15 protein-coding genes and 1 pseudogene are annotated in these 13,895 nt (G+C 68.1%); 8 read left to right on the forward strand and 8 right to left on the reverse strand.

The features are described 5' to 3' along the window. The first annotated feature begins 78 nt into the window (after positions 1-78). From DFR50_RS29215 to DFR50_RS29225, 3 genes are read left to right on the forward strand one after another with little or no spacing between them, the layout of a single operon-like run. Complete coding sequence (locus DFR50_RS29215; RefSeq protein WP_113893508.1) at positions 79-864, forward strand: CbtA family protein; 786 nt, start codon at positions 79-81, stop codon at positions 862-864. Positions 865-884: 20 nt separating this feature from the next. Continuing rightward, a complete protein-coding gene (locus tag DFR50_RS29220) occupies positions 885-1,460 on the forward strand; it encodes a histidine phosphatase family protein (RefSeq protein ID WP_113893510.1) in 576 nt (191 codons plus the stop codon). Next, positions 1,457-2,128 carry a hypothetical protein gene (locus DFR50_RS29225; protein ID WP_113893512.1) on the forward strand — a complete coding sequence of 224 codons (672 nt, stop codon included), beginning with the start codon at positions 1,457-1,459 and terminating at the stop codon, positions 2,126-2,128. The genes DFR50_RS29220 and DFR50_RS29225 overlap by 4 nt, the downstream gene beginning before the upstream one ends. On the opposite strand, the gene DFR50_RS29230 is transcribed toward DFR50_RS29225, so the two are convergent. From DFR50_RS29230 to DFR50_RS29255, 7 genes are all read right to left on the reverse strand, one after another. After that, complete coding sequence (locus DFR50_RS29230; RefSeq protein ID WP_113893514.1) at positions 2,103-2,432, reverse strand: cysteine-rich small domain-containing protein; 330 nt, start codon at positions 2,430-2,432, stop codon at positions 2,103-2,105. The genes DFR50_RS29225 and DFR50_RS29230 overlap by 26 nt on opposite strands. Positions 2,433-2,484: 52 nt before the next feature. Then, positions 2,485-3,930 carry a cobyrinic acid a,c-diamide synthase CobB gene (locus DFR50_RS29235; protein ID WP_170153439.1) on the reverse strand — a complete coding sequence of 482 codons (1,446 nt, stop codon included), beginning with the start codon at positions 3,928-3,930 and terminating at the stop codon, positions 2,485-2,487. Further along, positions 3,927-4,724, reverse strand: a complete 798-nt coding sequence (gene cobF / locus DFR50_RS29240; protein WP_113893518.1) for a precorrin-6A synthase (deacetylating) — start codon at positions 4,722-4,724, stop codon at positions 3,927-3,929. Before cobF ends, DFR50_RS29235 begins: the two co-directional genes overlap by 4 nt. A gap of 5 nt (positions 4,725-4,729) precedes the next feature. Then, positions 4,730-6,307, reverse strand: coding sequence for a cobyric acid synthase (locus DFR50_RS29245; protein ID WP_113893540.1), 1,578 nt, complete (start codon positions 6,305-6,307; stop codon positions 4,730-4,732). Positions 6,308-6,749: 442 nt separating this feature from the next. Further along, complete coding sequence (locus DFR50_RS31775) at positions 6,750-7,361, reverse strand: hypothetical protein (protein ID WP_147262964.1); 612 nt, start codon at positions 7,359-7,361, stop codon at positions 6,750-6,752. Positions 7,362-7,388: 27 nt separating this feature from the next. Then, positions 7,389-8,201, reverse strand: coding sequence for an enoyl-CoA hydratase-related protein (locus DFR50_RS29250; protein WP_113893520.1), 813 nt, complete (start codon positions 8,199-8,201; stop codon positions 7,389-7,391). 36 nt (positions 8,202-8,237) lie between these two features. Next, positions 8,238-9,401 (reverse strand): acyl-CoA dehydrogenase family protein, encoded by a 1,164-nt coding sequence (locus DFR50_RS29255; protein ID WP_113893522.1) that lies wholly within the window; start codon positions 9,399-9,401, stop codon positions 8,238-8,240. A gap of 109 nt (positions 9,402-9,510) precedes the next feature. Here DFR50_RS29255 and DFR50_RS29260 point away from each other — a divergent pair, with 109 nt between their 5' ends. From DFR50_RS29260 to DFR50_RS33220, 4 genes and pseudogenes are all read left to right on the forward strand, one after another. Beyond that, positions 9,511-10,695: a lipid-transfer protein gene (locus tag DFR50_RS29260; protein WP_113893524.1), complete on the forward strand. Its 1,185-nt coding sequence runs from the start codon at positions 9,511-9,513 to the stop codon at positions 10,693-10,695. Continuing rightward, positions 10,695-11,153 (forward strand): MaoC family dehydratase N-terminal domain-containing protein, encoded by a 459-nt coding sequence (locus tag DFR50_RS29265; protein ID WP_113893526.1) that lies wholly within the window; start codon positions 10,695-10,697, stop codon positions 11,151-11,153. Before DFR50_RS29260 ends, DFR50_RS29265 begins: the two co-directional genes overlap by 1 nt. A 2-nt stretch (positions 11,154-11,155) precedes the next feature. Then, positions 11,156-11,563: a MaoC family dehydratase gene (locus tag DFR50_RS29270; protein WP_425376102.1), complete on the forward strand. Its 408-nt coding sequence runs from the start codon at positions 11,156-11,158 to the stop codon at positions 11,561-11,563. Between the two features lie 31 nt (positions 11,564-11,594). Beyond that, positions 11,595-11,729, forward strand: a pseudogene (locus DFR50_RS33220) (crotonase/enoyl-CoA hydratase family protein); the annotation flags it as partial. A gap of 337 nt (positions 11,730-12,066) precedes the next feature. Here the strand turns inward: DFR50_RS33220 and DFR50_RS29280 are convergent. After that, positions 12,067-12,492, reverse strand: a complete 426-nt coding sequence (locus tag DFR50_RS29280) for a MerR family transcriptional regulator (protein ID WP_113893528.1) — start codon at positions 12,490-12,492, stop codon at positions 12,067-12,069. Between the two features lie 119 nt (positions 12,493-12,611). Between DFR50_RS29280 and DFR50_RS29285 the strand changes: the two genes are divergently transcribed. Next, positions 12,612-13,643, forward strand: a complete 1,032-nt coding sequence (locus tag DFR50_RS29285; RefSeq protein ID WP_113893530.1) for an NAD(P)-dependent alcohol dehydrogenase — start codon at positions 12,612-12,614, stop codon at positions 13,641-13,643. The last annotated feature ends 252 nt before the right edge of the window (positions 13,644-13,895 follow it).

Here is a 13,895-nt window from a genome sequence, read left to right on the forward strand (position 1 = left end):
GGAAACACGCATTTGCTTGCGGCCGGCTGGAAGCGTCTGCGACGGCGCCAGCCGCGCTTTGGCTCGAGGGTAATCACGATGACGACTGGATCTTTGCTGTGGCGAGGAATGATCGTCGGCTTTGTCGCCGCCATTCTTTCGTTCGGTTTGCTGAAAACGGTGGGCGAACCCGCGGTCGACCGCGCGATCGCTTTCGAGACTGCGATGGACGAGGCGAAAGCCAAGGCCGAACATGACGCCGCGGTGGCCAAGGGCGAAAACCCGCCTGCGGTCGAGCAGGAGGAGGAGCTGGTGAGCAGACCCGTTCAGGGCGGGATCGGGCTCTTCACCGGCGTCACCGTCTACAATGTGGCCTTCGGCGGTCTGTTCGCGCTGGCTTTCGCGATTCTCTACGGCCGGATGGGGGATTACAGCCCTCGCGCAAGCGCGGCGCTGATCGCGATCAGCGGCTTCATCGCCGTCTACGTGGTCCCGATCCTCAAGTATCCGGCGAACCCGCCGTCGGTCGGCAACCCCGACACGATCGGTCTGCGCACCGCGATCTATTTCGGCATGCTGCTGTTGTCCCTGGCCTCGATGATCGCCGCCTGGAACGTCCGCAATCGCCTCGTCGACCAACTCGGCGCATGGGATGCGACGCTGGTCGGCGGAGCCGTCTACCTTGTCGCAGTGGTCGCCTTCGCCCTGGCCATGCCTCCGCTGAACGAGGTTCCCGACGGCTTTCCCGCCGTAGTCCTCTGGCAGTTCCGCATGGCTTCGCTCGGCGCGCAGGCGATCATGTGGACGGTCCTTGGTCTCGGCTTCGGGGTCTGGGTGGAACGCGTTCTCGCGCCGGTGAAGCAGGGCAGGCTGCGGACCGCCTGACGCGGGCGGCGCGCAGGCCCATGACCGCGCGTCTCGACCTCCTCGCGCACGGCGCCTCTCCGGCGACGCGCGCGGCGCGGTTCCCGGACGACGAAGCGCTCGAAGCCTCCGCCGTCGGCGCGCTCGAAGCGCTCAGCGGTCGGCTCAGATCGTATGATCGCGTGCTGACCGCCCCCGCCCGCGCGTCGCGCGGGACGGCTGCGGCGCTCGGGCTCGACGCCGTCGTCGAGGCGGCGCTCGGGGACTGCGACTATGGACGCTGGCGCGGACTCGCCTCGGCCGATGTCGCTGGGCGCGAGCCGGACGGTTTCGCGGCATGGCTCGCCGATCCAGCAGCCGCCCCCCACGGCGGCGAGTCGATCGTGGTTCTGATCGAGCGGGTCGGCGCCTGGCTTGCCGAATTGTCGGCGCGGGATGGCAGGACGCTCGCCGTTACCCACGCCTCCGTCGTCCGGGCGGCGATTGCGAGCGTGCTCGGCGGCGGTCCTTCGGTCTTCTGGCGGATCGACGTCGCGCCGCTCACGCTTGCAAGGCTCAGCGGTCGCGAGAGGCGCTGGAATCTCGTCGCGCTCGGACCTCTCGGAGGCCAGTCGTGAAACTCCTGCTCATGGCTCTGACAGCGACTATCGTCGCGCTCGGGCCGCCTTCGGCGGAAGCGCATCGGACGACCACGCGCGACGGGCTGGCCCCGACCGGGATCTCGATCCCCAGTCTCACCCATGGCCAGATGGCGGTGATCAGCGACAATCTCGCCGCGATCCGCGCGTTGGCCGGGACGCGAACCGGATTCGACATGACGACATGGCGGCTGGAGGACTACCTGAGCCTTCAGTCCTTCGCCTGCCTCTGGGGTCTCGTTCCCGGCGCCGTCGCGGACGAGGCGAGCCCGTTCAACGAATGCGCCCATGCCTATCTCGCCGCCGGACGGGCTCTCCTCCTGCAATTGCGCGCGGCGTCGAGCGTCGATCGCATGGCGGTCGACGCGCTCACGAGCAAGATCGAGGTCGAGATGCTGGCCAACGGCGCCTCGCTGACGCTGTGCCGCTACAGCGACGAGCCGTTCAACACCAACGACGTGATATTTCCGCGCTGGAGCGAAATCCCGTCGCACCCCCCGACCGCCGCGTTCGCAGCCCTCGTGTCCGTCGCAATCGGCGCGACTGCGTGGGGCCTATGGCCGAGGCGGCGCGTCAGGCGCCGTCCGGAGGCGGCTGTTCCGACAGAGGGACAGCGCGGCGTCAGGGAAGCGAATCGGCGTCCTTGATCCGGCTCGGGTCCTGCTCGCTTCCGTCCCAGCGCCTGGGTTTCTCCAGCCAGCGCTGGATGAAATTCCACGAACGCTTGTAGCCGTTGTGCGGCAGGGTGCACGCGGAGCAGTCCTTACGCGTGATCCCGTTGCGATCGACCAGCACCTTGTACGGTCCGGGGCATTCATAGGCGCTGAGGGGGCAATAGCAGAACAGGCAGTTGAACTCGCGCTCCACTCCCTGATGGCAGGGCATGAATGGACAGGCGGAATTTGTGAACCCCATATAGGCGGTGTTGGCAGTCGTGTTCTTCGGCTCCATGTCGTTCCCTTCTCCGCTCGATACCGTTTCCCGGGCCTTGTCGAGCCGCTCGTCACGACAGCGCCTGTTCGGCCAACTCGGGCGCTGACCCCTCGGTTGTCGACGCTCGCCGACGGCGACGGTCGACGTCCCGCATCTGCTCGACCAGGCGAGCGGCGAGTTCCGGTCGCTGCGCCAGCGGAATATGCAGGTAGCTCGCGACGAGCCCACGCTCGGCGTGACCGGCTTCGAGGGTCGGGTCGCTGTCCCGGTTGCCGCGCAGGAACCAGACCGGGGCCGGCGCCGAGCCTTCACAATCCCAGACACTGTAATGGAATTCGTGGCCGCGCAACGTTTCCCCAGCCCGGACCAGCGGCGTGTCCACGAGCGCGGTGGCGCGGCGATAGCCGAGCGCCGCCAGGCGCTGCGTCATCCGCACGGTCCCGGGGACGAGGCCCGCCATGTCGTGGCGCACGCCGTCGGCGTCGACGAGCGCCTGGGTCAGCGCCATGAACCCGCCGCACTCGGCCAGGATCGGCGCCCCAAGGCCATGCAGATCGTGCAGATCCTGCCACAGCCCGTGGTTGGCGGCGAGCTGGCGAGCGAACAGTTCCGGATAGCCGCCGCCCAGGAAGACCGCCGCCGTTCCCTTCGGCAGCCGGTCTCCGGCAACCGGGCTGAAGCGCACGATGCGCGCGCCCATAGCCGCCAGGATGTCGAGATCGTCCTGATAGTAGAAGGAGAACGCCGCGTCCGAAGCAAGCGCGAGAATGGGGCGCCCGCCGTCCGCCGCCGGGACGTCATGGGGCGCTGCCGCCGGCGGCAGATCTGGCGCCGAGCGCGCGACGTCGAGCAGCGCGTCGAGATCGAACGCCTCGGCGACCGCATCCGCTGCCGCAGCGAGCGTCGCGCCGCGTCCGCCGCTCTCCGCCGCGAGTTCGAGGCCGAGATGCCGTTCTGGCACCGAGAGCGACGGTTTGCGCGGCAGCCAGCCGAGCGAGGGAAGGCCGGTCGCCGTCTTGATCGCCGCGGCGCAGCCGCGCGCGTGACCCTCGGACCCGGCGAAGTTGAGCGCCACCGCCGCCACCGGCCGGCGCGAATCGAACCGGGCGAAGCCGAAGGCAATGGCGGCCGCGCTGCGCGCCGAGCCGGAGATGTCGATGATGAGAAGCACCGGCGCCGCGAGCGTCGCGGCGATGGCGGCCGTCGAGCCGGCGTCGTCGTCGAAGCGCGCGCCGTCGAACAGACCCATCACGCCCTCGACCACCGCGAGGTCCGCGCCGACGCAGCCGCGGGCAAAACTCTCGCGCATCGCCGTGTCGCCGAGCATCCAGGCGTCGAGATTGCGGCACGGACGTCCGGCCGCGGCGCCGAGCCAGCCGGGGTCGATGTAATCCGGACCGCATTTGAACGGCTGCACGGCGAGGCCGCGCCGGCGCAAGGCGCCGATCAATCCCGCCGTCAGCAGCGTCTTGCCGACGCCGGAGCCGACGCCGGCGACGACGATCCGGGCCGTCAACGGCCCGCCTCCACCGGATCGATCGAGGGTTTCGCCCCGCCGCGCCTGAGCAGGTAGATGTCGAGGATCCAGCCGTGGCGCTGCTTTTCGCGCGCCACCGTCTCGGCGAGCGCCGGGCCGACCTCGCGGAGCGGCCCCGAGGCCACGATCTCATGCTCGGTCCCGAGATAGGCGCCCCAGTAGATGTCGAAATCCTCCGGGTCGATCGTGTTGAAGGCGGCGTTGGAATCGAGCATGACGGCGACGGCGTCGTGGCCCCTTGCCGCGCCCGCCAGGAGCCGTCGCGCCGTCGTCACCAGAAGCTCGCCGCCGATTGCGTGCAGCGGGATGGCGTGCCGCGCGGCGAGCAGGTGCAGGCTGCTGACGGCCGGGATCACCTGCAGCGCGATCTGCACGCGCCCGTCGTCCTGCAGTTTGCGCAGGATCGAAATGCTGCTGTCGTAGAGCGCTGGGTCGCCCCACACCAACACGCCGCCCGCCTCGCCCTCGGAGAGGTGCTCTGCGATCAGATCGGCCAGGATCTCCGCCTTGCGGGCGTGCCAGTCGGCGACGACGTCGAGGTAATCCTCGGTCGCCCGATCGCGCGGCGGGCTCGGGGCCTTGACCACGCGATAATTCCCTGGGCCGCGCCAGGCGTCGAGGATGCGCAGGCGCGCCTCGGCGAGGGCGTCCTTGCCGCGGCCCTGCTTCTCGAGGATGAAGAAAACGTCGACCTTGCGCAGGGCCTCGATCGCCTGCGTCGTCAGGTACTCGGGTCCGCCGGGACCCATGCCGATCAGGTAGAGCGTGCGCATATCCGCTACCGCGCCAGAGCGAACAGGGCGTCGAGGTCGAGATTGGCTTCGCAGTGGTCGGCGAGGGTCTCCAGCGTTTCCTCGACGCGCGCTTCGAAGGCGAGGCTCGACGCCTGCGCCCCGACCTGACGCAGCCAGGCGGAGCGGAAGGCGTCGCCGGCGAAGATGCCGTGGAGGTAGCCACCCGCGACCCGACCATCGTGCGAGACGGCTCCCTCGGGTCGGATCGCGCCGCCGCCGAAATCGAGCGACATCCACGGTCGGGCGAGACCCGCCCCGGTGGTTCGCCCCATGTGCATCTCGTACCCGGTCACCCGCACGCTCGAGATCCGGTCGAAGGCGTCGACCTCGACGAGGCGCTTGTCGCCCGACATGTCGGTTTCGAGATCGAGCAGGCCGAGGCCCTCGGTCTCTCCCGGCAGCCCCTCGACGCCCATGGGGTCGCGCACGACGCGGCCGAGCATCTGATAGCCGGCGCACAGGCCGACGACCCGACCGCCGCGCCGGACATGGGCGCGAATGTCGATGTCCCAGCCCTCGCGCCGGATCAGGTCGAGCTCGATCCGCGTCGCCTTCGAACCCGGAATCACCACCACGTCGACGTCGCCCGGGATCGCCGATCCCGGCTGGATCCAGATGAGATTGACGTCCGGCTCGGCGACCAGCGGATCGAGGTCGTCGAAATTGGCGACCCGCTGAAGGCGGAGCACCGCGATCTTGACCTTGCCCCGGCTCGCCGCCGCCGCCCGCTCGAGCGCCAGGGAATCTTCGGCCGGCAGGCGGTCGGCGGCGGGGAACCAGCGCAGCACGCCCAGGAAGGGCCAGCCCGTGTTCTCGGTGATGGTTCGGCACCCGGGCTCGAAAATCGAGAAGTCGCCGCGGAACTTGTTGATGATGTAGCCGACGACGCGGGCGCGATCGGCCTCGCTGAGCAGCGCCCAGCTGCCGACCAAGGCTCCCATCGTTCCGCCGCGGTCGATGTCGGAGAGGAAAACGACGGGCAGGTCGGCTTCTTCGGCGAAGCGCATGTTGGTGATGTCCGACGACCGCAGGTAGACTTCCGCGCCGCTGCCCGCGCCCTCGACCAGCACCAGGTCGGACTCGCGCGCCAGGCGCTCGAAACTGTCGACCACCGCCGGCATCAGCTGGCGGCGCATGTGGTGGTAGATCTTCGCCGGGCAATTGCCGAGCACCCGGCCCCTGAGCACGACCTGCGCGCCGATCTCGCTTTGCGGCTTGAGCAGCACCGGATTCATGTGAATCGAGGGGGCGGCCCGGCAGGCGCGCGCCTGCAGCGCCTGGGCCCGGCCGATCTCGCCGTGCTGCGGCTCGCCGTCCGGTCCGGCGGGCAGGTCGGAATCCGCGGCGACGGCGGCGTTGTTGCTCATGTTCTGCGCCTTGAAGGGCCGCACGACCAGCCCTCGCCGGGCGTAGGCGCGGCACAGGCCCGCCACCACCATGCTCTTGCCGACGTCGGAGCTCGTGCCCTGGATCATCAGGCTTCTGGCCCGGCGCGGACCGCTGTCCGGGCGCGCGGCGTACTGGATTCTCGCGATCATCTCGGCAACTTGCGGGGGCGTCATGTCGTACACTCGTCCTTCATGAAGGATGACCGTCGATAGGAGGCGCTCCCGCGCCGCCCCGATCCATGGTCGACCGTCCAGGTCGCGGCGAACAAGCGCGCGCGATCCTTATCGGCCCGCTCCGCGCCATCGACCGTCCTGCAACCGAACACGAACCTCATCAGCCCGCCGTCAATGGCTCTCGCTCTGTCGGACCGTCATGGTCGAGGTCGATCAGCGGCCGCGCATCCGACTCGTTCCGGTTTTGGACGCGGTCAAGGGCGGCGGAGCTACGTCACGCCGGACGTGACGATTGTCAATGGGATCAAACGAATTCGGACGCGCCTGTCCACCCGACGATACGGTTCTCGTTGTCCGCCGGATCAGCGCCGGCCATTCGAGAGGCGCCTCGCCTCGGCCTGTGGCGCGAGCCAAGGCAATTTCGGACGCAAACGTCCGCAAATCAGCAAGGAAAGCTTGCCAGATAGTAGTGGTCCCAAAGCCGGTGAACGCTATAGCCTTCACAACTCAATTCGTTGCGCCTCGCCTTCTCCACCCAGTCCGTCGACTGGCGGCCGCGTGGCAAGGATACCTGGTCCGACTCATCGTAGACCAGCCCATGGGACGCCCAGATCATGCCCCCCCAATTGAATACCGCCAAACGAGGTCCCGCGTCATTTGGGAGAGCAGCCACCCTCTCGTCATAATAGCGCTTCAAGACGACAAAGTGAACCAAGTCCCCGATATGGTTATTCAATCGGATGAAAGCAATTGGATTCACCGCGAAAATAACAAATATTAGCAGTGGCGCCAGAGCAATAAGACTTTGTCTCCACGCTTTTGCAAGGAGATAACGAACAAATAATTTGAATAGGATAGCATTTACAATTAACCAAACGATAAATAATAAAGGGATGCCGAACAACACATAGGCAAAATTAGAGCCAATCGGAAATGCAGCAAGCGCTATCAAAACGAAGGGAAAGCCGAACGCGAACGTTACGAGCCAGCGCAGGTTGCCATGACCTTTAGGCAAACGAACGCGTAAATCGCCAGAATGTTCGACTGTAGCCATTCGAATTGCCTCGATCTTTTGCGGCGCTCAGTCTCCCTTGGCCGGCTTCACGCCTCGGGCGCGCATGGCGCCGGAGAACCGAGGCGTTCGCTTCTCCATGAACGCCGCGGCGCCCTCGCGCAGGTCGTCGGTGGCGAAGGCCGTCGATTGCGCGCTCGCCTCGGCGTCGAGAACCTCCGCAAGCCCGGCGCTCCAGGCGGACTCGAGCTGCGCCTTGATCAGCGCGATCGACGCGGGCGGCCCGTTCGCGAGGCGCTCGGCGAGCGCCGACGCTTCGCGCATCAGGTCGTCGTCGGCGACGACCTTCCAGACGAGGCCCCACACCGCCGCGGTCTCGGCGGAGAGCGGCTCGCCGAGCAGCGCCAGCGCCCGGGTGCGCGGCGCGCCGATCGCGCGCTGCAGGAACACGGTCGTTCCGCCGTCGAGCGCGGCGCCGAGGCCGACGAAGCTCAGCACGAATCTTGCCGAGCGCGCCGCGAGGACGATGTCGCCCATCAGCGCGAGACCGACCCCTGCGCCGGCCGCCGGGCCGTTGACCGCCACCACGACGGGCAGACGCGAAGCGCGCACCTTTTCGATCAGCGGGTTGATCGAGGCGCGCATCCAGTCGCCGACTTCCGCTCCGGCCTCGAAGGTCGCCGTCCCCAGTTGCGCGCCGGCGCAAAATCCCTTGCCGGCGCCAGTGAGCACGACGGCGCGCGTCCCGGAATCGGCCTCGGCCGCCTCGAACGCCGCCCTGAGATCGGCCAGCAGCGCGCCGCCGAGCGCGTTGTATTTCTCCGGATTGTCGAGCGTGAGGAGCGCGACCGCGCCGCGCCGCTCGGACTTGACCATCGTCATGCGCCGCCGTCCTTTCAGGTCATGACGCCATGTTCGTCACAACGTCCGCGCGATCAACACCTTCATGATCTCGTTGGCGCCGCCGTAGATGCGTTGCACCCGGCTGTCGCGGAACATGCGCGCGATCGGGTACTCGTTCATGTAGCCGTAGCCGCCGAACAGTTGCAGGCAGGTGTCCACGATCCTGTTCTCGAGTTCGGAGACCCAGTACTTCGCCATTGACGCGGTCGCGGCGTCGAGCCGGCCGTCGAGATGCAGGCCGATCAACCGGTCGACGAACACGCGGGCGACCGTCGCCTCGGTCTTGCACTCGGCGAGCTTGAACTGGGTGTTCTGGAAGTCGATCAGCCGTTGGCCGAACGCTTTGCGCTCCTTGACGTAGGCGATGGTTTCCTCGAGCGCCCGCTCGATCACCGCGACGCCGCCGACGCCGATCGTCAGGCGCTCCTGCGGAAGCTGCTGCATGAGCTGGACGAAGCCCATGCCCTCATGGGCCCCGAGCAGGTTCGAGGTCGGCACGCGCACGTCGTCGAAGAAGAGTTCCGACGTGTCCTGCGCCTCCATGCCGATCTTGTCGAGGTTCCGCCCGCGCTCGAATCCGGGCGCGTCGGCCGTCTCGACCACGATCAGCGACGTGCCCTTCGCCCCCTTTGTCGGATCGGTCTTGGCGACCACGATCACCAGATCGGCGAGCTGGCCGTTGCTGATGAAGGTCTTCTGGCCGTTGACGACGTAGTGGTTGCCGTCGAGGCGGGCGCTGGTCTTCACGCCCTGCAGGTCCGAGCCCGCGCCCGGCTCGGTCATCGCGATCGCGCCGATGAATTCGCCCGACGCCATCTTGGGAAGCCAGCGCCGCTTCTGCTCCTCCGAACCGTAGTGCAGGATGTAGGGCGCGACGATCGCGCTGTGCAGCGACGCCGCGAATCCGCTGACCTGCCGGCGCGCGACGGCCTCCATCACCACGACCTCGTGACGGAAGTCGCCGCCGGGGCCGCCGTATTGTTCCGGAACCGCGGGACACAACAGGCCCGCAGCGCCTGCCTCGCGCCAGAACCCCCTCTCGACGATTCCGTCCCGCCGCCAGGATTCGACGCGCCCCGGCGGCGCATGCTCGTCCAGGAATTTCTCGACCGATCGCGCGAAGATGACGATGTCTTCGTCCTTCAGGAAATCCGCCCGCTCGATGTCCAGCGCCGCCATCGGTCTCCTCCCCGAAATCGTCGAGCCAGGGCGTCCGTCCCTGTCGGCGCGCCGCTTGTCCGGGCCGCGCCGCAACCCTAATGTGCTGCGAGAAAGTTGGGGAGGGGTCATGTCGGGGAGAGTGGTCGTCGCGGGCGTGGGCATGATCCCTTTCTCGAAGCCCGGCGCCAGCCCACCTTATCACGAGATGGGCGCAGAGGCCGGAAAGCGCGCGCTCGCCGACTCCGGCCTCGCTTACGACGCCATCGAACAGGCCTATGCCGGCTACGTCTACGGCGACTCAACGTCCGGTCAGCGGGCGCTCTACCGCCTGGGCCTGACCGGCGTCCCGATCGTCAACGTCAACAACAACTGCTCGACCGGCTCGACCGCCCTGTTTCTCGCCCGCCAGGCGATCGCCTCCGGCGCCGCCGACTGCGTGCTCGCGCTCGGCTTCGAGCAGATGAAGCCGGGCGCGCTCGGCTCCGTCTACACCGACCGGCCGAGCGCCTTCGAGGACTTCGACGCGCTCGCCGACGAACTCGTCAGCGCGCGCGACATCCCGCTGGCGCTGCGCTACTTCGGCGGCGCGGGCCTCGCCCACATGCGGAAGTACGGAACGAGGCTCGACGCTTTCGCAAAAATCCGCGCCAAGGCGAGCCGACACGCGAAGCACAATCCGTTCGCAATTTTCCGCAAGGAAGTCACCGTCGCCGATGTCATGAACGACACGCCGATCTGGCCCGGGGTGATGACCCGCCTCATGGCCTGTCCCCCGACCTGCGGCGGGGCGGCGGCGGTGCTGGTCTCGGAATCGTTCGCCAGGACGCGCGGCCTCGACGCCGGCGTCGCGATCAAGGCCCAGGCGATGACCACCGACACGCCCTCGACCTTCGAGGCGCGCGACATGATGCGCCTCGTCGGCTACGATATGGCGAAGGCGGCGGCGCTGAAGGTCTACGAGGCGTCCGGCGTCGGCCCGGAGGAAATCGGGGTCGTCGAGTTGCACGACTGCTTCGCCCACAACGAGCTCATCAGCTACGAGGCGCTGGGGCTCTGTCCCGAAGGCGGCGCGGAGGCGTTCATCGACGCCGGCGACAACACGTTTGGCGGGCGGGTGGTCACGAACCCGTCGGGGGGCCTGCTCAGCAAGGGGCATCCGCTCGGCGCGACCGGCCTCGCCCAATGCTACGAGCTGACCCGCCAGCTGCGTGGAACCGCGGGCCCGACCCAGGTCGAGGGCGTGCGCCATGCGCTTCAGCACAATCTCGGCCTCGGGGGCGCTTGCGTGGTCACGATGTACGAGCGGACGTGATGGTCGACGCTTCCACGATCGGAATGACGTTCGAGCCGACGCGCGCTTGCGTCGAGCCGGGCCGCCTGCGCTTCTTCCTGGACACAATCGGCGAGACGAACCCGATCTATCGCGACGCCGTGGCCGCCAAGGCCGCCGGCTTCGCCGCCCGGCCGATCCCGCCGACGTATCTCTTCTGCCTTGAGATGATCGACAACGACGGGCGGTTCGCGATCCTCGAGGCGCTGAACATCGACATCGCCCGAATCCTGCACGGCGAGCAGACGTTCATCTATCGCGCGCCGGCCTACGTCGGCGACGAACTGACGTTCCATTCCAGCGTCACCGACGTGCGGCAGAAGAAGGGCGGCGCGCTGACGCTGGTCGACGTCGCCACCCACGTGACCAACCAGCGCGGCGAGCCGGTCGCGGACTGCGTCCGCGTGGTCGTGGTGCGGAACCAGGGAGGCCTCTCGTGATCGTGGCGCTCGACGAGGCGAAGGTCGGCGATGCGGTCGTCTCCAAGACCTTTCCGGCGATCACGCGCGGAAAGCTCGCGCTCTACGCGGGCGCGTCGGGCGATCACAACCCGATCCACATCGACAGCGATTTCGCCAGGGCGGCGGGATTTCCCGACGTCTTCACGCACGGCATGTTCGTGATGGGGCTGCTCGGGCAGGCGGTGACCGACGTCGCGCCGCCGCACCGGCTGAGGTCGTTCTCGACGCGCTTCGTCGCCATCACCCAGCTCGGCGCGGCGATCTCCTGCGAGGGCGCCGTCGCCGAACTGTTCGAGGCCGAAGGCGAGCGTCGCGCCCGCATCGCCCTGACCGCGAAGGACGAGACCGGCGACGTGAAGCTCGCCGGCGAGGCCGTTGTCGCGGTCTGATCCGATCGGCGCGGAGGGGCGGCTGACAATCGTGACCATCGAGCGGCCGCAGGCGCGCAACGCCGTCGATCTCGCGACCGCCCGCGTCCTCTTTGACGCGTTCAAAGGGTTCGTCGCCGATCCGGGCGCCGACGTCGCGGTGCTGACCGGCGCCGGCGGAGCGTTCTGCGCGGACGCCGACCTTGAGGCGCTGGCGGCGCACGAGCCCGGGCGGTTCGAGAAGGACCGCGACTTCGGCCGATGGGGTCCACTCGCCTCGAGCTTCGGCAAGCCGGTGATTGCGACCGGCGGTCGCCGGCGGAACGGAGCTTGCGCTCTGGTGCGACCTGAGGATCGTGTCGGCGATCGCGCAATGGATCTCGGCGAGGCGGCGGCCGCCTGCGAGATCGATCGCGGCCTTGCCACGATCGCCAGCGGGGAGCCTGCGGAAGGACGAAGCCGACGCGGAGTCGTGAACCGATCGACGGAATCTTTCACCACCAAGGACACCGAGACACGAAGCCCTAAGGCCTGCGCGCCCGTAGCGGAAGCGGCCTGGACGGCGATCGGTCGGCCTGCGGCGGGGGCGCCGCATCCGCGCCGGCGCCACAGGCGCGCTGCTCCCCGATTAGTCGCACAAGCTTCCTCTGGAGAGCCCGCGACGTCTCGATTTCGGATTTGACATACGCAAGTCGCCGTTCGAGGGCGTCGAGAATCGTTCCCGTTATGCTCGGCGACCCGAGCGACGGCATCACGGCGCGAATTTCCCGCAGGCTGAAGCCGAGCGCCTGCGCGTCCTCGATCAGCCTCAGCGTCGCGATGGTCGAACGCGCATAGTCGCGGTAGCCGTTCTTCCGCCGCGGCGCCTGCGGAAGCAGGCCGCGCTCTTCGTAAAACCGGATCCGCGTTCGGGTCACCCCCGCTTCCGCCGCAATCTCGCCGATGCGCATGATGGCCCCTGTTGACCCTCGAGTGCGGTGGAAGGTCTACACGTCGGGCGCTGCGTGACAACCGGAAGCGCGATGCGTCTCCGTTCGTCCGCGCCGTTCGACGTTTCGGAGCCGTATCAATGGTCTACCCCCTGTCCGCCAAGGCGACTCAATGCGCGGTCGTCCAGTCCCGCTACGGGTCCGCGGGCGCCGTCCTCGCGTGGAGATCGGATGTCCCGGTCGTTGCGCCCTCGATTACGCAGGTGCAGATCGAGATCCGGGCGGCTTCGGTCAATCCGATCGACTGGCAGATGATCGAAGGAAATCGCCGCATGATCGCACGGCGGAGCTTTCCCTTCGTCCCTCTCTTCGATCTCTCCGGTATCGTCACCGCTGTCGGCGCATCCGTCGAGACGTTCAAGGTCGGCGACTTCGTGCATTGCGACAACAAGCTGAACGGGGGCGGCGCGTCGCAGGTCGTCAACGTCGAGCAGGATCTCGTCTGCCTAGCCCCGCCTCGCCTCAGCTTTGCCGAAGCCGCCGCGATCCCCCTCGCGGGACAGACGGCGCTCCTCGCGCTCGATCAGGCGCAGGTCGGCGTCGGCGACAGCCTTTGCGTCGTCGGCGCTTCGGGCGGCGTCGGCAGCTTCGTCGTTCAGATGGCGAAGGCGCTCGGCGTCTCCCGCGTGGTCGCTGTCTGCAGCGCGCGCAACGAAGCGTTCGCGCGGTCGCTCGGCGCGGACGCCGTTCTGGACTATACGAGCCGCGCCTTCGACGTCGCGCTCGCCGTCGGCTCGATGGACGCGGTCATCGACTGCGCCGGCGGCAAGGCGCAATGGTTCGCCGCCCGGCGCGTCCTGCGCGAAGGCGGGCGCTTTGTGACGATATCGCGAGACGAGGACGGCGAGGTCACGCTCGGCGCCGCGCTGCGTCTGGCGCCGATCCTGTGGCGTCAGCTTCAGTCCCGGTTCGGCCAGAAGCACAAATACATCATGACTTTTCTCGACGCGTCGAACACGTTGCTCAGCCGAGTCGACGACATGGTCGCTCGCGGCCTGGTGAAGCCGACCATCGAGCGCGCGTTCGAGTTCAGCGCCGCGGGCGTCATCGAAGCCCTCGAGACGAGCCGCAAGGGTCGCGTCGTCGGCAAGCTCGTTGTCGAGATGCCGTGACGGCTTGGCTGGCCGAGCGCCGCGGCGCCCGGGCCTGCTCGACCGGCCTCACCGCCAAGGACGCGAAAAGGTAACTCCCAAGCCGGCGTACGAGCGGCGGTCACGGCGCTCAACGGGAGCGGCGGCGTCTCGCCGCCGGGGTGCGCGAGACGCGCACCCTCGTGCGTCCGCGAGGACGCTTTGTCAGCGTGGTGGAAGTCCACGCCCGGGCTGTTCGCGAGCCCGGAAGTCGAAGGTAACCGCGTCGCCGCG

The sequence above is a fragment of the Roseiarcus fermentans genome, assembly GCF_003315135.1.
GTDB classification, from domain to species: Bacteria; Pseudomonadota; Alphaproteobacteria; order Rhizobiales; family Beijerinckiaceae; genus Roseiarcus; species Roseiarcus fermentans.